The sequence below is a fragment of the Pseudomonas lini genome (assembly GCF_030812475.1).
GTDB classification, from domain to species: domain Bacteria; phylum Pseudomonadota; class Gammaproteobacteria; order Pseudomonadales; family Pseudomonadaceae; genus Aquipseudomonas; species Aquipseudomonas lini_A.
Genome location: NZ_JAUSSR010000006.1, coordinates 192,677 through 214,732, shown reverse-complemented (window position 1 = coordinate 214,732; position 22,056 = coordinate 192,677). Strand labels below are relative to the sequence as shown.

Below are 22,056 nucleotides of genomic sequence, written 5' to 3'. Positions count from 1 at the left end.
ATACTCCTGCAACTGTTCGAGAACGGATCCACGCCATGACTGACGCTGCCCTCGCCCCCGAAATCCCGCATACGCCGTCTGCAATTCGGCGGTTGCTGGGCAAGCTGGGCATTGCCTTTGATGAAGTCCTCGACCACCACGGCCTGAACGCCGCGCGCAAAGTGCAGGTGGTTCTGCTCGACGATACAGTCGGACCGCTCATGGTGCTGTTCCCTCAAAGCCAATTGCTGGACCTCAACCGCCTGGCCGAACTCACAGGTCGCCGCCTGACCGCCGTGTCCACCGAACGTCGGGTTAAAATGCTCGGCAAACACAACCTGAGCCTGCTGCCCGGCTTGCCGGCGCTGACCAGTTCGCCGTGCCTGTACGAAGAAAGCCTGCTGCGCGAGCCGACATTGTTGATCGACTCGGGGGAGCCAGGCGTATGGCTTGAGGTCACCCGCGAAGACTTCAAGACCCTGCTGACCAAGGCCAGCGCCGCCAACTTCGGCGAAACCCTGACCAGCATCCGCCCGAACCTCGACCGGCCCGACGATGACCGCCAGGAAATCACCCGGGCCGTCCAGGCGTTCACGGCACGGCGCATCCAGCAACGTCTGGAAGAGACCATCGAAATTCCGCCCCTGGCCACGACCGCGCAGAAAATCATCAAGCTACGGGTCGATCCCAACGCCACCATTGACGACATTACCGGCGTCGTGGAAACCGACCCTGCCCTGGCCGCGCAAGTCGTCAGTTGGGCGGCGTCTCCCTACTACGCCTCGCCGGGCAAAATCCGCTCGGTGGAAGACGCCATCGTCCGGGTGCTGGGTTTCGACCTGGTGATCAACCTGGCGCTGGGCCTGGCCCTGGGCAAAACCCTGAGCCTGCCCAAGGATCACCCGCGACAGACCACGCCGTACTGGCAGCAGTCGATCTATACCGCCGCCGTCATCGAAGGCCTGACCCGCGCCATGCCCCGCGCCCAGCGCCCGGAAGCCGGCCTGACCTACCTCGCCGGCCTGCTGCACAACTTCGGTTACTTGCTGCTGGCCCACGTATTCCCGCCGCATTTCTCGCTGATCTGCCGCCATCTTGAGGTCAACCCGCACCTGGGCCACAGTTTTGTGGAACAACACCTGCTGGGCATCAGCCGCGAACAGATCGGCGCGTGGCTGATGCGCTACTGGGACATGCCGGATGAACTGACCACCGCCCTGCGCTTCCAGCACGATCCGAGCTATGACGGCGCCTGCGCCGAATACCCGAACCTCGTTTGCCTGGCCGTGCGCCTGCTGCGCAGCCGCGGCGTCGGCGCAGGCCCGGTCGAAGAAATCCCCGACGCCCTGTTGGAACGCCTGGGCATCAGCCGCGACAAAGCCAACGACGTTGTCAGCAAAGTGCTGGAGGCTGAAGTGCTGCTGCGTGAGCTGGCTTCACAATTCAGCCACCCCTGAAAAGCATCCCGGGCAAGCCTCGTTCCCACAGGATCGCATCGTTCAACCCTTTTGGTAACGACGCAAAACCTGTGGGAGCGTGGCCTGCCCGCGATGAATTCACCTCGGTCTAACTGGCCACCTCAAACCTTGGCTTTGGCCTTCGCCTTCCTCGGCTTCAAATACTTCGTCAACCCCTGAAACCAGATCACCAGCGCCGGGTTGCCCTTGATCTGAATCGACTTGTCCTGAATCCCCGTCATGAATGCCAACTGCTTGTTCTTCGCCTGCATTGTGGCAAAGCCATAGGCAGCATCTTTAAAGGCAATCGCAAATGCCGGCTCGGCATGCACACCGGACTTGCTGGTAATGCGCTGATCCTTCACCCGGAAATGCCGCGCCACTTTGCCATCCAGAGTCTGTAGCTGGAACACCAGATCCTTATCACCCAACTGCTGCTGGAACGCAGGATTAGTTCGGCTGGCCTTACCCATCATCAAACCCAAAACCCACAGAAGAAAACGAAATTTCATACGCACAGCCTCAATGGAAAATGAACGGCCGGCGCAGTGTAGCGGTTCCAAGCGAGAACGCCACCATCGTTTCCGATAGAGGAAGATGCCCCATTTTTTGACGCCGATGACTACCAAGTCACAGACAAAACGCACCGAAGGAGCGACGACCTCGACCTCCCTGCAGGAGATGCCGCAGGCTGCGATCTTTTGATCTAGTCCCTCTCAATATTTTCGGAAATTTCCTGCAATACGCGGTGCCTTCCATGAACTACCCGATCCTTGTTTTCGTCGATAACCTCTGTTCGTCACCGAAAAATCAGTGACTCGGACGTGCAAGTCCTGAATCGGCACAATCGTTTATGGCTATTCATCGAGCGTTTTTCTATGCTCGCGGATTGTTATGGCGGCTGTGTGTGGGAGACCTTCGGGTCTGCCGGTTTGCCGATTCCGGTCTTGCACACCTATACACAGCTGCCACCTCTTTCGAAGTGCAAGCGAATTGGTGTTAGCTCCTTAATATCGGTACTACTCCAATGATCAAACCAACACCCAATCCCCCGAATCCCCGAAACGGCCATCTTTTCACCGTTTCTCCAGACATCCAAACCGAAGCCCTCTTGGCCAACGCCTCCGAAGACCTGCTGTCCATCAGCGCCATCGCCGCCTACCTGGCCGACGACGTAGAAGGCCGAAGCCGTTCCGTTGCCTTGGCGATCAGCAGAATGGCCGACGGTGTGCATCTACTGGTGGAACGAGCACTGGATCACATCGACTCAACGGAACCGGTGGAGCCCCCGTTCGAAACATAGAAACAAGCGAAGCCCCAACAAAAAAACGCAAAAAAAATGGGCACCCGACTCACTCGGCATGCCCATTCTTTCAATACGGCTCTCCCTAAGCAGGGAGCCCGCCGCAATTATGGATTAACACTATCTTTCAAAAACTTGCCCGGCTTGAACGCAACGGTATTACTGGCCTTGATTTTCACTGGCTCACCGGTTTGCGGGTTCTTGCCCGTGCGTGCACCGCGGTGGCGTTGCAGGAAGGTCCCGAAGCCCACCAGCGTGACGCTGTCCTTGCGATGCAGAGCGCCGGTGATTTCTTCGAGAACGGCATTGAGGACGCGATTGGCCTGCTCTTTGGTGAGGTCTGCTTTTTCCGCGATGGCGGCGGCGAGTTCTGGTTTACGCATTAGTGAAGCCCCTTTGACGGTTTTTTGTTGTTATGTCCGTGCCGTTCTCGTTGGAACAGCGCCCAAGGTGCCGCAGATGCTCTACTCTGCGGCAGACAGGAGTGAGGATGGCACGCACGGCAGGGCCGCGCCAGTCTCGGCGCGACCTTTGTAGGGGCAAAAGCGGGGTGATTCCGACAGAACGACCGGTATTTACGCCAGCAGTGGTGGAAGCTCTTTGTTGAGTGCCAGTTTCTCCATCACTGCCGCGCCTGTCAGGGCATAACCCAGCAGCTTTCCATCGGCATCGCGGCATAAAACCTTCAGGTCGGCCCCCTGCCCTTCGACCGTCCAGACGCCTTCCGTACCCCGTGGCGGCGGCGATACCACCAAGGGGCAGACCGGTGTTTTCACGGTGATCGGCATCGGGCCGTAGCTCACGGCGACCGGCTTTCCGGCGAGGGTTTGTGCCAGCGCTCTCGCACAACTCATCAGGGGCATGACGTACAGCAGATTCAGCCCATCGACCTCGGCGCAATCCCCCAGCGCGTAGATATTGGCGTGGGAGGTTTTCAGATGGCGGTCGACCACCACCCCGCGATTGACCTGCACACCGGCCGCAGCTGCCAGGTCGATGCGCGGGCGCAGGCCGATGGCCGACACCACCACATCGCAAGGAATGACCTGGCCATCGGACAGATGCGCTTCGAGCCCGTCAGCGACGCGCTGCAGACGGTTGAGCACGGGGCCGAGATGGAAGCGTGCGCCGAGGCTTTCCAGGCCGGCCTGGACCGCCGCGGCGGCTGCCGGGTGCAGCAGGGTCGGCATCACCTGCTCGCAGGGTGCAACCAGTTGCACCTCATAACCACCCAGGATCAGGTCATTGGCGAATTCACAACCGATCAGGCCGGCGCCGAGCAACAACACCCGACGCTTACCCGCGGCTGCCGCGCGAAAGCGGGCATAGTCTTCCAGGTCGTTGATCGGGAACACGCAATCAGCTGCATCGCCTTCGATGGGCACGCGCACGGTTTCCGCACCCCAGGCCAGCACGAGGTCGCGGTAGATCACCGATTCTTCGCCGATCCACAGGCGCTTGTGACCCGGATCGATGCCGCTGATACGGGTGTGGGTACGCACTTCGGCCTTCAACTGCTCGGCCATGGTGCCCGGCTCGGCCATGCTCAGGCCATCGGCGTCCTTGTTCTTGCCGAAGCCGGTGGAGAGCATCGGTTTGGAGTAGGAGCGTCCGTCATCTGCGGTAATCAGTAGCAGCGGAGTTTCGCCATCGAGTTTGCGAAACTCCCGGGCCAGGTTATAACCCGCCAGCCCGGTGCCGACGATCACGACAGGTGCGTTCATTCCTTACTCCTCCAGTCTTAGTTGATTTCGATCATTTCGAAATCCATCTTGCCCACGCCGCAATCCGGGCACAGCCAGTCTTCCGGCACGTCCTGCCACAGTGTTCCCGGCGCAATCCCGTCATCCGGCCAGCCGTCGGCTTCGTTGTAAATCAGGCCGCAGACCACACATTGCCACTTTTTCATTCAGGTACATCCTCAAATTCAGGCTTTTGCCGGCGCGAACGGTCGATGGTTGGAGCGCTGCCGTCCGGCTCAGGGGCGTTTTGTACTGATCGGGCCCGACAGATGCAAGCCTTCGGCGCAACGAAGGGGCGGATCAATCAAAATCGCCGACTGACATGGTAAGCTCGCGGCCTCATTTGCCGCCAATAATGACTCACTGTGCAACACTCAAAATCCCCCTGCGCGACGCCGCTCTGGCTCCCCGAAAGCCGATTGGTTCCCCTCCCCGACACGTCTGTCCTCGACTGGCTGTTCGATGAAGGTTCGCTGACCCGACGGCTGACCCGTCTGTCGAATGACGGCTTCAGTGTCACGCCGTTGTTCGAAGGCTGGCGGCCGTTGCGCGCCGACGAATGTGCCGCGCTGGACCTGGCTGAAGGCAGCGAGGGTTGGATACGTGAGGTGTATCTGCGCGGGCATGGCGAAGCCTGGGTATTTGCCCGCAGCGTGGCGTCGCGCAGTGCGTTGCAGGGGGACGGTTTGCACATGGACGAACTGGGCAGTCGTTCCCTGGGTGAATTGCTGTTTTGCGATCAGGCGTTCCAGCGCCGGGCCATCGAGGTTTGCCACTATCCTCAGGAGTGGTTGCCGGCAGACGCCCGAGCGCCCGGACTATGGGGCCGCCGTTCGCGCTTCGACCGAGGCGCCCTGAGCGTGCTGGTGGCCGAGATTTTCCTGCCAACCTTGTGGCACGCCGCCCGCGCCCATCCGGAGAATTGCTGATGTACCAGAGCCTGCTCAAGTCCTTGAATCGCGTGAATCCTCGGGCCTGGGATTTCATTCAGCTGACGCGCATGGACAAGCCCATCGGCATTTACCTGCTGTTGTGGCCGACGCTGTGGGCGCTGTGGATTGCAGGGAAAGGCTCGCCGTCCCTGACCAATGTGGTGATTTTCGTCCTCGGCGTGGTGCTGACGCGCGCGGGCGGTTGCGTGATCAACGATTGGGCCGATCGCAAGGTCGATGGCCATGTAAAGCGCACCGAACAGCGGCCATTGGTGAGCGGCAAGATCAGTTCCAGAGAAGCTTTGGTATTTTTTGCCCTGCTGATGGGCGTGAGCTTCCTGCTGGTGCTCTGCACCAACGCGGCCACGGTCTGGCTCTCGTTGGGTGGCTTGGCGTTGGCGTTCAGTTATCCGTTCATGAAGCGCTACACCTATTACCCGCAGGTCGTGCTGGGCGCGGCGTTCTCCTGGGGGATGCCGATGGCGTTCACAGCCGAAACCGGCGAACTGCCCGCCGCGGCGTGGTTGCTGTGGATCGCCAACCTGCTGTGGACAGTGGGCTACGACACTTATTACGCCATGACCGATCGCGATGACGATTTGAGAATCGGCGTGAAATCCACGGCCATTCTGTTCGGTGAGGCGGACCGGGTCATCATCTTGACCCTGCAAGGTTTGGCGCTGGGTTGCCTGCTGCTGGCCGGTTCGCAATTCGAGCTGGGTGGCTGGTTTCATCTGGGCTTGCTGGCGGCGGCGGGCTGTTTTGCGTGGGAGTTCTGGTACACCCGCGGCAAGGACCGGATGCGTTGCTTCAAGGCGTTTTTGCACAACCATTGGGCCGGGTTGGCGATTTTTGTGGGGATTGTGCTGGATTACGGGTTGCGTTGAGGCGGATAGCACCTTCATTTGACCGCTTTTTGTAGGAGCAAGCTTGCTCGCGATGGAGGTTAACGATAACGCGTATGATCTGAATAAACGCGATGAAGCCGACGCGTTTCTCCAGGTAGCCCGCGTCATCGTTCACGTCCATCGCGAGCAAGCTTGCTCCTACAGGTTCAGGGCGCTTACATCTTCGGCCCTTGAAGGACGTGCCACTTGTCCATTTTCTTGTCGCCCGTCATGTCTCCTGGTTTCTTGTCTTGCACGAAGTAATACAGCGGCTTGCCATCAAACGCCCACTGCATCGTGCCATCGTCACGCTTGATGATGGTCCACTTGCCTTCAGCCTTATCGGCCGTGGTGGCTTTCAGCGGTGGCCAGTTTTCTGCGCACTTGCCGGTGCAAGCCGACTTGCCGCCTGTGTCATTGTCGAAGGTGTACAACGTCATGCCCTTGTGGTCGACCAACATGCCGTCTTTAACCATGCCCGGGTCGGCAGCAAAGGCCATTGTCGGCAGCGTTAGCGCAGCAGTGACCAGCAATGCCTTCCAGGATTGAGCGATGTGCTTCATGGAAACCTTCCTTTTGTGGTTGTCAGGATTCGGACTTAGAGCTTAGTCCAGGATCATGACAATCGCCGGGCGACTAAAATACTGTCACACGACTGCAATAATTCCGTTATCTAATGCGGCGCAAGACAGTTAAATGACAAGAGGATTAACGCATGGTTGGCAGGAGCATTCTGATCGTCGACGACGAAGCACCCATTCGCGAAATGATCGCCGTTGCGTTGGAAATGGCCGGCTACGATTGCATGGAGGCGGAAAACTCGCAACAAGCCCACGCGATCATCGTCGACCGCAAGCCGGATCTGATTCTGCTGGACTGGATGCTGCCGGGCACATCCGGTATCGAACTGGCCCGCCGCCTCAAGCGCGATGAGCTGACCGGGGACATCCCGATCATCATGCTCACCGCCAAGGGCGAAGAGGACAACAAGATCCAAGGGTTGGAAGTCGGCGCCGACGACTACATCACCAAACCCTTTTCCCCCCGCGAACTGGTGGCGCGCCTCAAGGCCGTGTTGCGCCGTGCCGGGCCTACCGACGGTGAAGCGCCGATCGAAATCGGCGGCCTGCTGCTGGACCCGATCAGCCACCGCGTGACCATCGACGGCAAACCCGCGGAGATGGGCCCGACCGAATACCGCCTGCTGCAGTTTTTCATGACTCACCAGGAACGCGCCTATACCCGCGGTCAATTGCTGGACCAGGTCTGGGGCGGCAACGTCTATGTCGAAGAGCGTACCGTCGACGTGCATATCCGGCGGCTGCGCAAAGCCCTCGGCGATGCCTATGAAAATCTGGTACAAACCGTGCGCGGTACCGGCTACCGGTTTTCCACCAAAGCATAACGGCAGCTACAAGTTGCAAGCTTCAAGCTTCAAGCGGCAAGCTAAAGCCAAGCCGCTCAAACTTGCTGCTTGAAGCTTGAGGCTGGAAGCTGTTTTTCTTCAAGGACGCGCTTCAAGTGAACCAAAACTGGCATGGCACCCTGATCCGCCACATGCTGCTGCTGGTCACCGCCTGCCTGGTGATCGGCCTGATTTCCGGCTATTACGGCTGGAGCCTCGCAGCGGGCCTGGGCCTGTACCTGGCCTGGACCCTCAAGCAACTGCTGCGTCTGCACGAATGGCTGCGCCTGCACAAACCCGACGAAGCACCGCCCGACGGCTATGGCCTGTGGGGTGAAGTGTTCGACAGCATCTACCACCTGCAACGCCGCGACCAACGGGTTCGCGGGCGCCTGCAAGCGGTGATCGACCGGGTCCAGGAATCCACCGCTGCATTGAAAGACGCGGTGATCATGCTCGACAGCGACGGCAATCTCGAATGGTGGAACCGCGCCGCCGAAACCCTGCTCGGTCTCAAGACTCCACAAGACAGCGGTCAGCCCGTGACCAACCTGGTGCGCCATCCGCGCTTCAAGGAATACTTCGAACAGGACAGCTACGCCGAGCCATTGGAAATCCCCTCGCCGATCAATGATCGCCTGCGCATTCAGCTGTACATCACCCGCTATGGCAACAACGAACACCTGATGCTGGTGCGCGATGTGACGCGCATCCATCAGCTGGAGCAGATGCGCAAAGACTTCATCGCCAACGTCTCCCACGAGCTGCGCACGCCGCTGACGGTCATCTGCGGTTACCTGGAAACCCTGCTCGACAATGTCGAGGAAGTGAACCCGCGCTGGTCCCGCGCCTTGCAGCAAATGCAGCAACAAGGCGGACGCATGCAGACCTTGCTTAATGACTTGCTGCTGCTGGCCAAGCTGGAAGCCACTGACTATCCGTCGGATAACCAGCCGGTGGCGATCGACGGCTTGCTGCAATCGATCAAGAGCGATGCTCAGCAGCTATCCGGCCAGAAAAACCAGAACATCACCCTGGAAGCCGACCCGACCATCCTGCTCAAGGGCAGCGAAGCCGAATTGCGCAGTGCGTTTTCCAATCTGGTGTTCAACGCGGTGAAATACACCCCGGCCGAAGGCAATATCCGCATTCGCTGGTGGGGCGATGAGCAAGGCGCGCACCTGAGCGTGCAGGATTCCGGGATCGGCATCGACAGCAAACACCTGCCGCGCCTGACCGAACGCTTCTACCGCGTCGACTCCAGCCGCAACTCCAACACCGGCGGCACCGGGCTCGGGCTGGCCATCGTCAAACACGTGCTACTGCGTCACCGCGCGCGGATGGAAATCAGCAGCGTGCCGGGCCATGGCAGCACCTTTACTTGCCATTTTGCGCCGGGCCAGGTCAGCAAATCCCGGGTCATCAGCGCCGCCGACTGATACCGGCCAGCACGCGCCACTAGGCAATCGACAAGTCAGCCGCTACATTGGCTGACTTGTGCCTGCCCTTCAGGCTCCGCATCCATCCCCTTTTTGAATACACGGAACCCGCAAAACCCCATCATGGACCCATCCCCTGGCTTGACCCTCGCGACACTCTTCGCCGATTTCGGCATGATTCTTTTTGCTCTGATCCTGGTTTTGCTCAACGGCTTTTTCGTTGCGGCGGAATTCGCCATGGTGAAATTGCGCTCGACCCGGGTCGAGGCCATCGCGGAAAAGAACGGCTGGCGCGGACACATTCTGCGCACCGTACACAGTCAGCTCGATGCGTACCTCTCGGCTTGCCAACTGGGTATCACCCTCGCCTCCCTGGGCCTTGGCTGGGTCGGTGAACCGGCGTTCGCCCACATTCTCGAGCCGGTACTGAGCGCCGTTGGCGTGGAGTCCGCCGAAGTGGTCAAGGGCGTCTCGTTCTTCACCGCGTTCTTCATCATTTCGTACCTGCACATCGTGGTTGGCGAGCTGGCGCCGAAATCCTGGGCCATCCGCAAACCCGAGCTGCTGTCGCTGTGGACCGCAGTGCCGCTGTACCTGTTCTACTGGGCCATGTACCCGGCGATTTACCTGCTCAACGCCAGCGCCAACACGATCCTGCGGATCGCCGGCCAGGGTGAGCCCGGCCCGCATCATGAGCACCATTACAGCCGCGAAGAGCTGAAGCTGATCCTGCACTCCAGCCGTGGCCAGGACCCGAGCGACCAGGGCATGCGCGTCCTGGCTTCCGCCGTGGAAATGGGCGAGCTGGAAGTGGTCGACTGGGCCAACTCCCGGGAAGACCTGGTGACACTGGAGTTCAACGCACCGCTCAAGGAAATCCTGGCGATGTTCCGTCGCCACAAGTTCAGCCGTTATCCGGTGTACGACAGCGATCGCCAGGAATTCGTCGGCCTGCTGCACATCAAGGATCTGCTGCTGGAACTGGCGGCCCTGGACCACATTCCCGAATCGTTCAACCTCGCCGAACTCACGCGGCCACTGGAGCGCGTGTCGCGCCACCTGCCGTTGTCGCAGTTGCTGGAGCAGTTCCGCAAGGGTGGCTCGCACTTCGCTTTGGTCGAAGAAGCAGATGGCAACATCATCGGCTACCTGACCATGGAAGACGTGCTGGAAGTGCTGGTGGGCGATATTCAGGACGAACACCGCAAGGCCGAACGCGGGATCCTCGCTTACCAGCCGGGCAAGCTGCTGGTGCGGGGCGATACACCGCTGTTCAAGGTTGAACGGTTGCTGGGCATCGACCTGGACCACATCGAAGCCGAAACCCTTGCCGGGTTGATCTACGAAACCCTGAAACGGGTGCCGGAAGAGGAAGAAGTGCTGGAAGTCGAAGGTTTGCGGATCATCATCAAGAAGATGAAAGGGCCGAAGATTGTGCTGGCCAAGGTGTTGATGCTGGATTAAGCCGTCCCGGGCTCAAATCGCATCGATCCCTTCGCGAGCAAGCCCGCTCCCACACTTGATCTGCGTCGAGCCAATTTCATGTGATCGACACAAAACCAATGTGGGAGCGGGCTTGCTCGCGAAGGCGTTAGAACAGGCAACACCTCACTGCTTGCCCAACGCAAAGTTGGGCAGCGCCCCCACCGGTTGATTGAACTGGTACGGAATCGACACCAGCCCCATCCCGGTATTGCGCTGCACCACGAAATGCAAATGCGGCCCGCTGCTGTTGCCGGTATTGCCCGATAGCGCCAACGCACTCCCCACCCCGACCCGTTGCCCCTCGCGAACGCTCACCGACCCTTGCTGGAGGTGCAGGTACACGCCCATGGTTGCGTCGTCGTGTAGCACCCGCACGAAATTGCCCGAGGGGTCGGTGCCGCGTCCGGTCTGGTTGTTCTCGGTTTTCACCACCACCCCGCCCCGGGCCGCGATGATCGGCGTGCCTTCAGGCATGGCGATGTCCATGGCGTAACGGCTCTTGGCACCGAAGTGACTGTATTGACCATTGGCCCCCTGGCTCAAGCGAAACGGCCCGCCACGCCAGGGCAGCGGATAACGATAGGCCATGGTGGTTCCTGAGGGGTCGCCCAGGGAATACTGGAACCTTGGGGCATACACCAGAGGCTTCCCGGCCTGGGTGGCGGTGAGCAGCGCCAGGCGAATGTTGCTGCGTGCCGGCATTACCCGGCGGATCGGCCGGCTCGGTGCGCCGCTGACGTTGTTCAACCCGGCGAAGCTCAATTCGATCTCGACCGGGGCATACAGGTCGTTGCGTACATAAACGCTGTCCATGCCCTTCTGCTTCTTGATGTCGAGGTACACCTGACGCTCGAGGTGCTCGACCATCCGATCGCGAAACACGAACACCTGCGCGCCCTTCGTGGGGCGGTCGCTGTAGGAGACCACGCCATTGGCGTCTTTGGACTTGTAGATTGTCATGGCCACAACCGAGGTGGAGGCCAGGAAAAGACCACAGAAAAACAGCAGGCGCGCGAGCATGGGCAAGAATCTATCGAGTAAGGCCTGGGGGATGAGCCTAGCAGCTGCAATGGACCCGGGTAGTGGGCAGATGTTTCAAAATGGCCAGCCTGACGGATGTGTGGTGCATATGATGGCCCCTTCGTCGGAACGCCGCCCGGACCAAGCCCGCTCCCACATTTGATCGGCGTCGGTCCATATTTGAGTGATCGACACATAACCAGTGTGGGCTTGCTCGCGAAGGCGGACTGACAGGCGACGCTTATCAAGCGCCTGGTATGAATTGCTTGTGCACCGTACCCCGCGCAATCAACCGCGAGATGTAATCCAGCTTCTGCGCATCCTGGTCGACAAAGCGAAACGTCAGTTGCAGCCATTCGCTGTCATGCTTGTGCTCATGGGCGACGATGGCATGCAGGTAGCCGTTCAGGCGCGCGGTCTCGGCATTATCGCCCTGTTCCAGATCGAGCACGGCACTGTCGAGGATTTGCGGCAAGGTGTCGGTGCGCTTGATGACCAGCAGCGCTTCCCTGAGGCTCAAGGCCTTGATCACGCACTGCGCGATGCCATTGGGTAGACGCAGTTGACCCTGGCCACGACTGCCGCCGGCGCCCGAGGACACTGGCGCCTTGACCGGCGGGCTGTTGAGCAAGCCGCGAGACGCTGCGGTTGGCGCCAACGCGACGGCAGATGGCGCAGCCACGGCGGGCGAGCCGCCCGTCAATACATTCAGGGAATCATTGCCGAAGCCCGTGTTCATTTTGCTCGGCACACTTTTCATCAAGGTATCGAGCTTGCCGACCTTGTTCAGAGCCTGCCTGACCTTGGTCACCAGCTGCTCGTTGGTAAAGGGCTTGCTGACGTAACCGGAAACCCCGGCCTGGATCGCCTGGACGACGTTCTCTTTGTCGCCGCGGCTGGTCACCATCACGAATGGCAGGGTCTTGAGGGTGTCCTGTTCGCGGCACCAGGTCAGCAGTTCCAGGCCAGACATTTCCGGCATTTCCCAGTCGCACAACACGAGGTCGAATGCCTCCCGTGACAGCAAGGACTGGGCTTTCCTGCCGTTGACCGCCTCTTCGATGCGGATGCCCGGGAAGTAATTGCGCAGGCACTTCTTCACCAGGTCACGAATGAACGACGCGTCGTCCACGACCAACACACTGACCTTACTCATCCACTACCCCTTTTAAAATCCCGGGTAGGAGCGAGCTTGCTCGCGATGGACGTTAACGATAACGCGCGTTTAATGTTTAAACGCGGCGCTCTTGAGTCCATCGCGAGCAAGCTCGCTCCTACAGAACGCGGTGCTTTTGAGTCCATCGTCGGAAAGCCGCGGAGCTCGCCCCTACAGAACAGCATTGCAGTCACGCCGGGACTTTTCGTTCGCGGGGCGCTGCTGTCAACCAGGTAAATCCCCAAACAAAAACGCCCGGCCAAAGGGCCGGGCGCTTTTCTCGGTAATCTTACTTATCGTCAGCTTTTCCCGGAACATTAGCGGTTTCGCCACTGGTACCTTCAACTTCTTCTTTCATGCGCTTGAGGCCCAGGTGACGCACGTCGGTGCCGCGCACCAGGTAAATCACCAGTTCCGAGATGTTGCGCGCGTGGTCGCCGATCCGCTCCAGCGAACGCAGCACCCAGATAATGCTCAAAACCCGCGAGATAGAGCGCGGATCTTCCATCATGTAGGTGGCCAGCTCGCGCAATGCAGTCTTGTATTCGCGGTCGATGATTTTGTCGTACTGCGCCACCGACAACGCCAGGTCGGCGTCGAAACGGGCAAAGGCATCCAGTGCATCGCGAACCATGTTGCGCACCTGGTCGCCGATGTGGCGCACTTCGACGTAACCGCGTGGCGCTTCGCCTTCTTCGCACAATTGAATGGCACGACGGGCGATCTTCGTCGCTTCGTCACCGATGCGCTCGAGGTCGATCACCGACTTGGAGATGCTGATGATCAGGCGCAAGTCGGACGCCGCCGGTTGCCGACGGGCCAGGATGCGCAAGCACTCTTCGTCGATGTTGCGTTCCATCTGGTTGATCTGGTCGTCAATCTCGCGAACTTGCTGGGCCAGGCCGGAGTCGGCCTCGATCAGTGCGGTGACTGCGTCGTTGACCTGCTTTTCCACCAACCCGCCCATGGCCAGGAGATGGCTGCGCACTTCCTCCAGCTCAGCGTTGAACTGCGCAGAGATGTGATGGGTAAGGCCTTCTTTACTAATCATCTGTTTCGCTCCGCGAAAGTTGCAAGCTTCAAGCTGCAAGCTTCAAGCAGTTATGTATAAGTCCTGGTATCGCACGCATGTTTCTTGCCGCTTGCAGCTTGATGCTTGCGGCTGCCCTGCTAGCCATAGCGACCGGTAATGTAGTCTTCGGTCTGCTTCTTCGCCGGATTGGTGAACAGGGTGTCGGTATCGCCGAATTCCACCAGTTTGCCCATGTACATGAACGCCGTGTAGTCGGAAACCCGCGCGGCCTGCTGCATGTTGTGGGTCACGATGACAATGGTGAACTTCGATTTCAACTCGTAGATCAGCTCTTCGACTTTAAGCGTGGAGATCGGGTCGAGTGCCGAGCAGGGTTCATCGAGCAGCAGCACTTCCGGTTCCACGGCGATGGTGCGCGCAATCACCAGACGTTGCTGCTGACCACCAGACAGGCCGAGTGCCGATTCGTGCAGGCGGTCTTTGACTTCGTCCCACAACGCCGCACCCTTCAACGCCCATTCAACGGCTTCGTCGAGTACGCGTTTCTTGTTGATGCCCTGAATGCGCAGGCCGTAAACCACGTTTTCATAGATGGTCTTCGGGAATGGGTTCGGCTTCTGGAACACCATGCCGACGCGACGACGCAGCTCGGCCACATCTTCGCCCTTGCGGTAGATGTTGTTGCCATAGAGGTTGATCGCACCCTCAACGCGGCAGCCGTCGACCAGGTCGTTCATGCGGTTGAAGGTGCGCAGCAGCGTGGACTTGCCGCAGCCGGACGGGCCGATGAAGGCGGTCACGCGCTGTTTCGGAATGTTCATGCTGACGTCGTACAGCGCTTGTTTATCGCCATAGAACAGGCTCAGGCCCGGCACTTCGATGGCTACGGTTTCCTGCTCGAGGCTCAGGCTCTGGTTGTCGCGGCCCAGGGCAGACATGTTGATGCCGTGGGTATGTGCTTCGTGCTGCATGGGAGGCTCCCTGTGCTGACAAATTCGGTTCGTTGAACCTTTGGCCTGTTGTTCAGGCCAGCGGCTTACTCAAAATCTTTGTCTGGCGCCGGCCCCCTGTAGGAGCTGGCTTGCCAGCGAAGGCGTACTCACTGACGCCAAAAGCTTCGCTGGCAAGCCAGCTCCTACAGGGTCGGCGGCGATCAGCTATCCAGCGCTTTGTATTTCTCGCGCAGGTGGTTACGGATGTAGACGGCCGACAGGTTCAATGTCGCGATCACGAGCACCAGCAGCAGCGCCGTGGCGTACACCAGTGGCCGTGCGGCTTCGACGTTCGGGCTCTGGAAGCCGACGTCATAAATATGGAAACCCAGGTGCATGATCTTCTGGTCAAGGTGCAAGTACGGGTAGTTGCCGTCCAGCGGCAGCGACGGCGCCAGTTTCACCACGCCCACCAGCATCAACGGCGCCACTTCACCGGCGGCGCGCGCCACGGCGAGGATCATGCCGGTCATCATCGCCGGGCTGGCCATCGGCAGCACGATCTTCCACAAGGTTTCCGCCTTGGTCGCACCGAGGGCCAACGAGCCTTCGCGCACGGTGCGAGGAATCCGCGCCAGGCCTTCTTCGGTGGCGACGATTACCACCGGCACCGCCAGCAGAGCCAGGGTCAGGGACGCCCAGAGCAAGCCCGGCGTACCGAAGGTAGGCGCCGGCAATGCTTCAGGGAAGAACAACCGGTCGACCGAGCCGCCCAGCACATAGACGAAGAAGCCCAGGCCGAACACACCGTAAACGATGGCCGGAACACCCGCCAGGTTGTTCACCGCGATTCGGATAATCCGGGTCAGGGCGTTCTGCTTGGCATATTCACGCAAGTAAACCGCCGCCAGTACGCCGAACGGCGTCACGATCATCGCCATGATCAGGGTCATCATCACGGTGCCGAAAATCGCCGGGAAAATCCCGCCTTCGGTGTTCGCTTCACGCGGGTCGTCGCTGAGGAATTCCCAGACCTTGCCGAAATAGAAGCCGATCTTGGTGAACGTGCCCATGGCGTTCGGCTGATAGGCGTGGACCACTTTGCCGATGCCGATTTCGATCTCTTTGCCGTTGGCATCGCGGGCCGTCAGGCTGTCGCGGTTGAACTGGGCGTGCAGGTCGGCAAGACGCGCTTCGATGTCCTGATAACGTGCATTCAGTTCGGCGCGCTCGGACTCCATGTCCGCTTGCGCGGTGGCGTCGAGTTTACCGGCCAGTTCCAGTTTGCGACCGTGCAGGCGGATACGTTCGAGGCCGGCGTTGATAGCACCGATATCGGACTTCTCCAGGGTCTTGAGTTGTGCCGCGAGCTCGTTGACGCGAGCGACACGGGCCTGCAACTCAGGCCACGCAGCTTCGCCTTCCGCGATGACCTTGCCGTCCTGTTTGACGTTGACCAGGTAGCCGTAGAAGTTGCCCCACTCACGACGTTCAATGGCCATCAGTTCCGGCGGCGTTTTCTGGTTGGTCAACCACTCGCCGACAATCCACGTGAAGTCGGTGCCGTTCAGGTCACGGTTGCCGACCTTGATCAGCTCGCGGGTCATGAACTCCGGGCCCTGATCGGGCACCGGCAGGCCAGCGCTTTTCAGGCGCTCGCGGGGCACTTGTTCTTTTTGCACCACCTCGCCGACGACCAGGTGATTGGCCTGGCCCGGCACGTCGTAGCTGGCGTGGATCAGGTCCGCCGGCCAGAAGTGACCCAGGCCGCGCACGGCAATCACCGCGAGCAGGCCAATGGTCATGATGACCGCGATGGCCACCGCACCACCGCTCATCCAGACGCCAGGGGCGCCGCTCTTGAACCATCCATTCAGGGAGTTCTGTTTCACAGACTTCTACCTTTCTTAAAGCGACGAGTATTTCTTGCGCAGACGCTGACGAATCAGCTCCGCCAGGGTGTTCATGACGAAGGTGAACAGCAGCAGCACCAGCGCCGAGAGGAACAGCACGCGGTAGTGGCTGCCGCCGACTTCCGACTCCGGCATTTCCACCGCGACGTTGGCGGCCAGGGTGCGCAGGCCTTCGAACAGGTTCATTTCCATGACCGGGGTGTTACCAGTGGCCATCAGCACGATCATGGTTTCACCGACCGCGCGGCCCATGCCGATCATCAATGCCGAGAAGATGCCCGGGCTCGCGGTGAGGAGCACCACCCGAGTCATGGTCTGCCACGGCGTGGCACCGAGCGCCAGGGAACCCAGGGTCAGGCCGCGGGGCACGCTGAACACGGCGTCTTCGGCGATGGAGTAGATGTTCGGGATCACCGCGAAACCCATGGCCAGACCGACCACCAATGCGTTGCGCTGGTCGTAGGTGATGCCCAGGTCGTGGGAGATCCACATGCGCATGTCGCCGCCGAAGAACCAGGTTTCCATGTACGGGCTCATGTACAGCGACAACCAGCCCACAAACAGAATCACTGGAATCAGAATTGCGCTTTCCCAGCCATCCGGCACTTTCAGGCGGATGGACTCAGGCAAGCGGCTGAAGACGAAACCGGCGACCAGGATGCCGATCGGCAGCAACATCAGCAGGCTGAAGATGCCCGGCAAATGCCCTTCAACATAAGGCGCGAGGAACAGGCCCGCGAAGAAACCGAGGATCACCGTCGGCATCGCTTCCATCAGCTCGATCACCGGCTTGACCTTGCGGCGCATGCCCGGAGCCATGAAGTACGCGGTGTAGATTGCAGCGGCAACAGCCAGTGGCGCGGCCAGCAGCATGGCGTAGAACGCGGCCTTCAACGTACCGAAGGTCAGGGGCGCCAGGCTCAATTTGGGTTCGAAATCGGTGTTCGCGGCGGTCGATTGCCAGACGTATTTAGGCTCGTCGTAGTTCTCGTACCAGACCTTGCTCCACAGCGCGCTCCAGGAAACCTCCGGGTGCGGATTCTCCAGCAACAACGGCTGAATCCGGCCGCCCGCTTCCACGATGACCCGGTTGGCCCGTGGCGACAGACCGAAGATCCCTTGGCCTTCGACCACCTGGTCTACCAGCAAGGTGCGATGGGCGGTGCTGTGGAACACGCCGAGCTTGCCGGAGGCGTCGAGGGCGATGAAGCCTTTGCGACGTTCTTCGGCGGTGATTTCAACGATCGGCGTGGTGCCCATCTGGAAGCTGCGGATCTGCTTCAGACGCGATTCGCCATCAGGGTCGCGCGCCATGAACCACTGGGCCAGGCCGCCTTTGGAATCGCCGAGGATCAGCGAGATACCGCCCACCAGTTGGGTGCTGGCGGTGATTTCGGCATCGCCGTTATCGAGCAACTTGTAGCGACCGTTGAGGCTCTTGTCGCGCAGGCTGAACACATCGGCCTGGGCACGACCGTTAATCACGTACAGCCACTGCTGACGCGGGTCGACGAAAATGTTCTTCACCGGTTCGGTCATCTGCGGCAGATCGATGCGCTTCTGCTCACTGGTGATTTCGCCGGTCATCATGTTTTCTTCGCTGGTCAGCGACAACACATTCAGTTGCGCACCGGTTGAACCGACCAGCATCAGGGCCGTATCGGTGGCGTTGAGGCTGACGTGCTCCAGCGCCCCGCCCGCCTCGTTCAGCGTAATCGGGGCTTCGCCATAGGGGTATTCGATGGCGGGCGAGATGGTCTTGTTGCCGTCCGGGTAAGTGACTTTATAGGTGTGACGGAACACCAGGGCCTGGCCGTTGGAAAAGCCCACGGCGACCAGCGGATGACCTGGCTGGTCTTCACCGATCGACGTGACGCTGGCACCCGCCGGAACCGGCAGGTCGACGCGCCTGAGCTCGGCGCCACTGTCGATGTCGAAGAACAGTGCCTGGCCTTTGTCGGAAACCCGCATGGCGACCTGGTTCTGTTCTTCCAGGGAGATCATCAATGGCTTGCCGGCGTCTTGCATCCAGGCAGGGGTGATGGCGTCTTTGGCAGTCAGGTCTGCGCCCTGGAACAGGGGCAGGACGACGTAGCCGAGGAAGAAGAAAATCAGCGTGATCGCGCCCAGGACTGCGAGGCCGCCTATAAGGACGTACCAGCGGGTCAGGCGATCTTTAAGCGCACGGATACGGCGCTTGCGCTGCAACTCAGGCGTATTGAAGTCAATTCGCTTGGGGGGATTTGTAGTCATGGGGGAATTGGCCAGATCGTTCATTCGCACACCCTAGCGATCCTGTATGACAGAAAGATGACAGTGCAGTGACGCAACAAATCCGCCGCCTGTGGGAACTGGCAGCGGACATAAAATTGGGGGTTGTAGGAGCCCGCTTGCTGGCGAAGGCAGTGGATCAGTCAACAGCCATGTTGAATGTGCTGACCCCTTCGCCGGCAAGCCGGCTCCTACACAGGCCCGGGGGTTCACCCCGGACCTAGGGTTTTACTTTTTTGCTACGTTGTTACCTTCCTGCAGACCCAGGTCAGCCAGTGCTTTTGCGGCAACCTTGGCTGGCAGCGGGATGTAGCCGTCTTTCACCACAACTTCCTGACCCTGCTTGGACAGGATCAGCTTCACGAACTCGGCTTCCAGCGGGGCCAGAGGCTTGTTCGGCGCTTTGTTGACATAGACGTAGAGGAAGCGCGACAGCGGGTACTTGCCGTTCAGGGCGTTCTCTTCAGTGTCTTCAACGAACTCTGTGCTGCCTTTCTTGGCCAGGGCCACTGTTTTCACGCTGGCGGTCTTGTAGCCGATGCCCGAGTAGCCGACACCGTTCAGCGAAGAACTGATCGACTGCACAACCGAAGCCGAGCCAGGCTGTTCGTTAACGTTTGGCTTGAAGTCGCCTTTGCACAGGGCTTCTTCCTTGAAATAGCCATACGTGCCCGATACCGAGTTACGACCGAACAGTTGGACCGGCTTGTTGGCGAGGTCGCCCGTCACACCCAGATCGCCCCAGGTTTTCACGTCGGCTTTAGCGCCGCACAGACGTGTCGAGGAAAAAATCGCGTCGACCTGCTCCATGGTCAGGTGCTGGATCGGGTTGTCCTTGTGCACGAACACCGCCAAGGCGTCCACGGCGACCGGAATCGCGGTTGGCTTGTAGCCGTATTTTGTTTCGAAGGCCTGCAGCTCGTTGTCCTTCATCTTGCGGCTCATCGGGCCCAGGTTAGCGGTGCCTTCAGTCAGCGCAGGTGGCGCGGTAGACGAACCGGCGGCCTGAATCTGGATGTTGACGTTCGGGTATTCTTTTTTGTAGTTCTCAGCCCACAGGGTCATGAGGTTGGCCAGGGTATCGGAACCGACGCTGGACAGGTTGCCCGACACACCAGTGGTCTTGGTGTAGCTCGGGATCGACGGGTCAACAGCGGCCACCGCGTTGGCAGTTGCAACGCCAGCGGCGACAAAAGTCATTGCCGCCATCAAACGCTTCAGTTTCATGCCTTACTCCTAGCAGATAGGGTGTGTTAAGTCGGGGCCAAGTATCAGCAGGCCGTGTGAACACTCTATGGCTGAAATATGACAATTGGATGAAAGGCCAGCATTCGGATTTTTTGAAGGGATACCGCGTTATCGTTTATCGTCGGAACGCCGCCCGGAGCCGGCTCAGCGTTCAACCTGTGGGAGCGAGCCTGCTCGCGATGGACTCAAGAGCGCCGCGTTTACTCAGTAAACCCGCGTTATCGTTAACGACCATCGCGAGCAAGCTCGCTCCTACAGGGGGCGCATTCGCTTAACTGGCAATGGGCTTAGCGGCCCTTCTTCCAGAGATACCCGCCCACCACAATCCCCACGCCGCACAGCACCGCCACGTAATAAGCCGGTCCCATCGGGCTTTCCTTGAGCAGCAGGCTGACGATCATCGGCGTCAGGCCGCCAAAGATGGCGTAGGCGACGTTGTAGGAAAACGACAGGCCACTGAAACGCACCACGGGCGGGAAGGCCTTGACCATCACATAGGGCACGGCGCCGATGGTGCCGACCAGCAAGCCGGTCAGGGAGTACAGCGGGAACAGCCAGTCGGGATGCGCGGCCAGGCTATGGTAGAAAGTCCAGGAGGTGATCAATAGCGCCGTACAACCGAACACGAAGACCCGGCCGGCGCCGAACCGGTCCGACAGTGCGCCGGCGATGATGCAGCCAACGCTCAGAAAAACGATCGCCAGGCTATTGGCTTGCAGCGCCGTGGTCGGCGCGAAGTGGTAGACGGTCTGCAGGACGGTCGGCGTCATCAGGATCAGCACTACGATCGCGGCGGACAACAACCAGGTCAGCAGCATCGAAATCAGGATCGCGCCGCGATGGTCGCGCAACACCGCGCGCAACGGCACTTCTTCTGCCAGTGCCTTGCGCAGTTGCAGCTCGGCAAACACCGGCGTCTCGTGCAGCCAGCGGCGCAGATAAACCGAGAACAGGCCGAACACACCGCCCAGCAGGAACGGAATCCGCCACGCATAATCCGCCACTTCCACCGGGGTATACAGGCTGTTGATCGCCGTGGCGACCAACGAGCCCAGCAGAATACCCGCCGTCAGACCGCTGGTCAGCGTGCCGCACGCGTACCCGATGTGCCGCTGGGGCACGTGTTCGGAAACGAAGACCCAGGCGCCAGGCACTTCACCGCCAATGGCCGCGCCCTGAATTACTCGCATCAGCAGCAACAGGATCGGCGCCCACATGCCGATCTGCGCATAAGTTGGAAGCAAACCCATGATCAGGGTCGGCACCGCCATCATGAAAATGCTCAGGGTAAACATCTTCTTGCGGCCCAGCAGGTCGCCGAAGTGCGCCATGACGATGCCGCCCAGCGGCCGCGCCAGGTAACCGGCGGCGAAGATGCCGAAGGTCTGCATCAGACGAAGCCATTCGGGCATGTCCGCCGGAAAAAACAGCTTGCCCACCACCGTGGCGAAGAACACGAAGATGATGAAGTCGTAGAACTCCAGCGCACCGCCCAAGGCAGACAGCGATAACGTTTTGTAGTCGCTGCGGGTCAACGGACGTGTAGATTGTGTGGGTTGCGCGATGTTCGACGGCGCTGTGGTCATGGCAAGGGCTTCTCTTATAGTCGGATCTGCAACCCCCACAACGCTGGCAGAGGCTCGGGCAGGTCCGGCACGATAGCAAATTGTTCGAAAAAGCACATGGATGTGCTTATTTGCCGGTCAAAATGAGAACCAGACGGTCGTCTCGGAGTCTACCGACCGATATACTCGCAATCTTGCGACAACTTGCAAGGGTTGCTGTGCGAAAACGCCTGCCGGGGTTCATAGGCGATTTCGCAGAGTTTCCCTTTAGGCGCCTTACGAAAAACGT

Annotated in this window: 20 protein-coding genes; 7 read left to right on the top strand and 13 right to left on the bottom strand. The window is 59.9% G+C overall.

Going from position 1 to position 22,056, the window contains the following annotated elements:
* Positions 1 to 35 precede the first annotated feature (35 nt).
* Complete coding sequence (locus J2W17_RS13645; protein ID WP_307334663.1) at positions 36 to 1,436, top strand: aminoacyl-tRNA deacylase and HDOD domain-containing protein; 1,401 nt, start codon at positions 36 to 38, stop codon at positions 1,434 to 1,436.
* A gap of 122 nt (positions 1,437 to 1,558) precedes the next feature.
* Here J2W17_RS13645 and J2W17_RS13640 read toward each other — a convergent pair whose 3' ends face one another.
* On the bottom strand, positions 1,559 to 1,948 hold the full coding sequence (locus J2W17_RS13640; RefSeq protein WP_307334660.1) for a helicase: 390 nt from the start codon (positions 1,946 to 1,948) through the stop codon (positions 1,559 to 1,561).
* Between the two features lie 515 nt (positions 1,949 to 2,463).
* Between J2W17_RS13640 and J2W17_RS13635 the strand changes: the two genes are divergently transcribed.
* Entirely contained in the window at positions 2,464 to 2,739 is a 276-nt protein-coding gene (locus J2W17_RS13635) for a DUF6124 family protein (RefSeq protein ID WP_307334658.1), read from the top strand.
* A gap of 107 nt (positions 2,740 to 2,846) precedes the next feature.
* Here J2W17_RS13635 and J2W17_RS13630 read toward each other — a convergent pair whose 3' ends face one another.
* From J2W17_RS13630 to J2W17_RS13620, 3 genes are all read right to left on the bottom strand, one after another.
* Complete coding sequence (locus J2W17_RS13630) at positions 2,847 to 3,122, bottom strand: HU family DNA-binding protein (protein WP_003177201.1); 276 nt, start codon at positions 3,120 to 3,122, stop codon at positions 2,847 to 2,849.
* A 192-nt stretch (positions 3,123 to 3,314) separates the two neighbouring features.
* The gene (locus J2W17_RS13625; protein ID WP_307334649.1) at positions 3,315 to 4,463 is read right to left on the bottom strand and encodes an NAD(P)/FAD-dependent oxidoreductase; all 1,149 of its coding nucleotides are present in this window, start codon (positions 4,461 to 4,463) and stop codon (positions 3,315 to 3,317) included.
* Between the two features lie 17 nt (positions 4,464 to 4,480).
* Entirely contained in the window at positions 4,481 to 4,648 is a 168-nt protein-coding gene (locus J2W17_RS13620) for a rubredoxin (protein WP_007954349.1), read from the bottom strand.
* A 198-nt stretch (positions 4,649 to 4,846) separates the two neighbouring features.
* Here J2W17_RS13620 and J2W17_RS13615 point away from each other — a divergent pair, with 198 nt between their 5' ends.
* Both J2W17_RS13615 and ubiA read left to right on the top strand, forming a co-directional pair.
* Positions 4,847 to 5,410, top strand: coding sequence for a chorismate--pyruvate lyase family protein (locus J2W17_RS13615; protein WP_307334646.1), 564 nt, complete (start codon positions 4,847 to 4,849; stop codon positions 5,408 to 5,410).
* Entirely contained in the window at positions 5,410 to 6,300 is an 891-nt protein-coding gene (gene ubiA, locus J2W17_RS13610; protein ID WP_307334644.1) for a 4-hydroxybenzoate octaprenyltransferase, read from the top strand. Before J2W17_RS13615 ends, ubiA begins: the two co-directional genes overlap by 1 nt.
* A gap of 176 nt (positions 6,301 to 6,476) precedes the next feature.
* On the opposite strand, the gene J2W17_RS13605 is transcribed toward ubiA, so the two are convergent.
* A complete protein-coding gene (locus tag J2W17_RS13605) occupies positions 6,477 to 6,863 on the bottom strand; it encodes a COG4315 family predicted lipoprotein (protein ID WP_307334642.1) in 387 nt (128 codons plus the stop codon).
* 152 nt (positions 6,864 to 7,015) lie between these two features.
* Between J2W17_RS13605 and phoB the strand changes: the two genes are divergently transcribed.
* The 3 genes from phoB (at position 7,016) to J2W17_RS13590 (ending at position 10,608) form a co-directional block, all read left to right on the top strand.
* Complete coding sequence (phoB, locus tag J2W17_RS13600; RefSeq protein WP_128874514.1) at positions 7,016 to 7,705, top strand: phosphate regulon transcriptional regulator PhoB; 690 nt, start codon at positions 7,016 to 7,018, stop codon at positions 7,703 to 7,705.
* 152 nt (positions 7,706 to 7,857) lie between these two features.
* Positions 7,858 to 9,144: a phosphate regulon sensor histidine kinase PhoR gene (gene phoR / locus J2W17_RS13595; protein WP_307334956.1), complete on the top strand. Its 1,287-nt coding sequence runs from the start codon at positions 7,858 to 7,860 to the stop codon at positions 9,142 to 9,144.
* Between the two features lie 123 nt (positions 9,145 to 9,267).
* Complete coding sequence (locus tag J2W17_RS13590; RefSeq protein WP_154849332.1) at positions 9,268 to 10,608, top strand: hemolysin family protein; 1,341 nt, start codon at positions 9,268 to 9,270, stop codon at positions 10,606 to 10,608.
* A gap of 144 nt (positions 10,609 to 10,752) precedes the next feature.
* On the opposite strand, the gene J2W17_RS13585 is transcribed toward J2W17_RS13590, so the two are convergent.
* The 8 genes from J2W17_RS13585 to J2W17_RS13550 form a co-directional block, all read right to left on the bottom strand.
* Positions 10,753 to 11,649 carry a peptidoglycan DD-metalloendopeptidase family protein gene (locus J2W17_RS13585; protein WP_307334637.1) on the bottom strand — a complete coding sequence of 299 codons (897 nt, stop codon included), beginning with the start codon at positions 11,647 to 11,649 and terminating at the stop codon, positions 10,753 to 10,755.
* 244 nt (positions 11,650 to 11,893) lie between these two features.
* Positions 11,894 to 12,805: a response regulator gene (locus J2W17_RS13580; RefSeq protein WP_307334635.1), complete on the bottom strand. Its 912-nt coding sequence runs from the start codon at positions 12,803 to 12,805 to the stop codon at positions 11,894 to 11,896.
* A 289-nt stretch (positions 12,806 to 13,094) separates the two neighbouring features.
* Positions 13,095 to 13,856, bottom strand: a complete 762-nt coding sequence (phoU, locus tag J2W17_RS13575) for a phosphate signaling complex protein PhoU (protein ID WP_008150055.1) — start codon at positions 13,854 to 13,856, stop codon at positions 13,095 to 13,097.
* 119 nt (positions 13,857 to 13,975) lie between these two features.
* The gene (pstB, locus tag J2W17_RS13570; protein ID WP_307334632.1) at positions 13,976 to 14,809 is read right to left on the bottom strand and encodes a phosphate ABC transporter ATP-binding protein PstB; all 834 of its coding nucleotides are present in this window, start codon (positions 14,807 to 14,809) and stop codon (positions 13,976 to 13,978) included.
* Between the two features lie 182 nt (positions 14,810 to 14,991).
* Complete coding sequence (gene pstA / locus J2W17_RS13565) at positions 14,992 to 16,608, bottom strand: phosphate ABC transporter permease PstA (protein WP_307334953.1); 1,617 nt, start codon at positions 16,606 to 16,608, stop codon at positions 14,992 to 14,994.
* 69 nt (positions 16,609 to 16,677) lie between these two features.
* Positions 16,678 to 18,960 (bottom strand): ABC transporter permease subunit, encoded by a 2,283-nt coding sequence (locus tag J2W17_RS13560; RefSeq protein ID WP_307334630.1) that lies wholly within the window; start codon positions 18,958 to 18,960, stop codon positions 16,678 to 16,680.
* A 222-nt stretch (positions 18,961 to 19,182) separates the two neighbouring features.
* A complete protein-coding gene (locus J2W17_RS13555) occupies positions 19,183 to 20,181 on the bottom strand; it encodes a phosphate ABC transporter substrate-binding protein PstS (protein WP_307334628.1) in 999 nt (332 codons plus the stop codon).
* A gap of 308 nt (positions 20,182 to 20,489) precedes the next feature.
* The gene (locus J2W17_RS13550) at positions 20,490 to 21,788 is read right to left on the bottom strand and encodes an MFS transporter (RefSeq protein ID WP_307334626.1); all 1,299 of its coding nucleotides are present in this window, start codon (positions 21,786 to 21,788) and stop codon (positions 20,490 to 20,492) included.
* Between the last annotated feature and the right edge of the window lie 268 nt (positions 21,789 to 22,056).

Excerpts from the sequence above, each read along its gene's own strand:
- pstA (WP_307334953.1), bottom strand. The coding sequence starts at position 16,608 with ATGAGCGGTGGTGCGGTGGCCATCGCGGTCATCATGACCATTGGCCTG.
- J2W17_RS13605 (WP_307334642.1), bottom strand. The coding sequence starts at position 6,863 with ATGAAGCACATCGCTCAATCCTGGAAGGCATTGCTGGTCACTGCTGCG.
- J2W17_RS13560 (WP_307334630.1), bottom strand. The coding sequence starts at position 18,960 with ATGAACGATCTGGCCAATTCCCCCATGACTACAAATCCCCCCAAGCGA.
- phoR (WP_307334956.1), top strand. The coding sequence starts at position 7,858 with ATGCTGCTGCTGGTCACCGCCTGCCTGGTGATCGGCCTGATTTCCGGC.
- J2W17_RS13640 (WP_307334660.1), bottom strand. The coding sequence starts at position 1,948 with ATGAAATTTCGTTTTCTTCTGTGGGTTTTGGGTTTGATGATGGGTAAG.
- J2W17_RS13625 (WP_307334649.1), bottom strand. The coding sequence starts at position 4,463 with ATGAACGCACCTGTCGTGATCGTCGGCACCGGGCTGGCGGGTTATAAC.
- J2W17_RS13630 (WP_003177201.1), bottom strand. The coding sequence starts at position 3,122 with ATGCGTAAACCAGAACTCGCCGCCGCCATCGCGGAAAAAGCAGACCTC.
- J2W17_RS13645 (WP_307334663.1), top strand. The coding sequence starts at position 36 with ATGACTGACGCTGCCCTCGCCCCCGAAATCCCGCATACGCCGTCTGCA.
- J2W17_RS13555 (WP_307334628.1), bottom strand. The coding sequence starts at position 20,181 with ATGAAACTGAAGCGTTTGATGGCGGCAATGACTTTTGTCGCCGCTGGC.
- J2W17_RS13550 (WP_307334626.1), bottom strand. The coding sequence starts at position 21,788 with ATGACCACAGCGCCGTCGAACATCGCGCAACCCACACAATCTACACGT.
- phoB (WP_128874514.1), top strand. The coding sequence starts at position 7,016 with ATGGTTGGCAGGAGCATTCTGATCGTCGACGACGAAGCACCCATTCGC.
- J2W17_RS13585 (WP_307334637.1), bottom strand. The coding sequence starts at position 11,649 with ATGCTCGCGCGCCTGCTGTTTTTCTGTGGTCTTTTCCTGGCCTCCACC.
- J2W17_RS13620 (WP_007954349.1), bottom strand. The coding sequence starts at position 4,648 with ATGAAAAAGTGGCAATGTGTGGTCTGCGGCCTGATTTACAACGAAGCC.
- ubiA (WP_307334644.1), top strand. The coding sequence starts at position 5,410 with ATGTACCAGAGCCTGCTCAAGTCCTTGAATCGCGTGAATCCTCGGGCC.
- J2W17_RS13580 (WP_307334635.1), bottom strand. The coding sequence starts at position 12,805 with ATGAGTAAGGTCAGTGTGTTGGTCGTGGACGACGCGTCGTTCATTCGT.
- phoU (WP_008150055.1), bottom strand. The coding sequence starts at position 13,856 with ATGATTAGTAAAGAAGGCCTTACCCATCACATCTCTGCGCAGTTCAAC.
- J2W17_RS13635 (WP_307334658.1), top strand. The coding sequence starts at position 2,464 with ATGATCAAACCAACACCCAATCCCCCGAATCCCCGAAACGGCCATCTT.
- pstB (WP_307334632.1), bottom strand. The coding sequence starts at position 14,809 with ATGCAGCACGAAGCACATACCCACGGCATCAACATGTCTGCCCTGGGC.
- J2W17_RS13590 (WP_154849332.1), top strand. The coding sequence starts at position 9,268 with ATGGACCCATCCCCTGGCTTGACCCTCGCGACACTCTTCGCCGATTTC.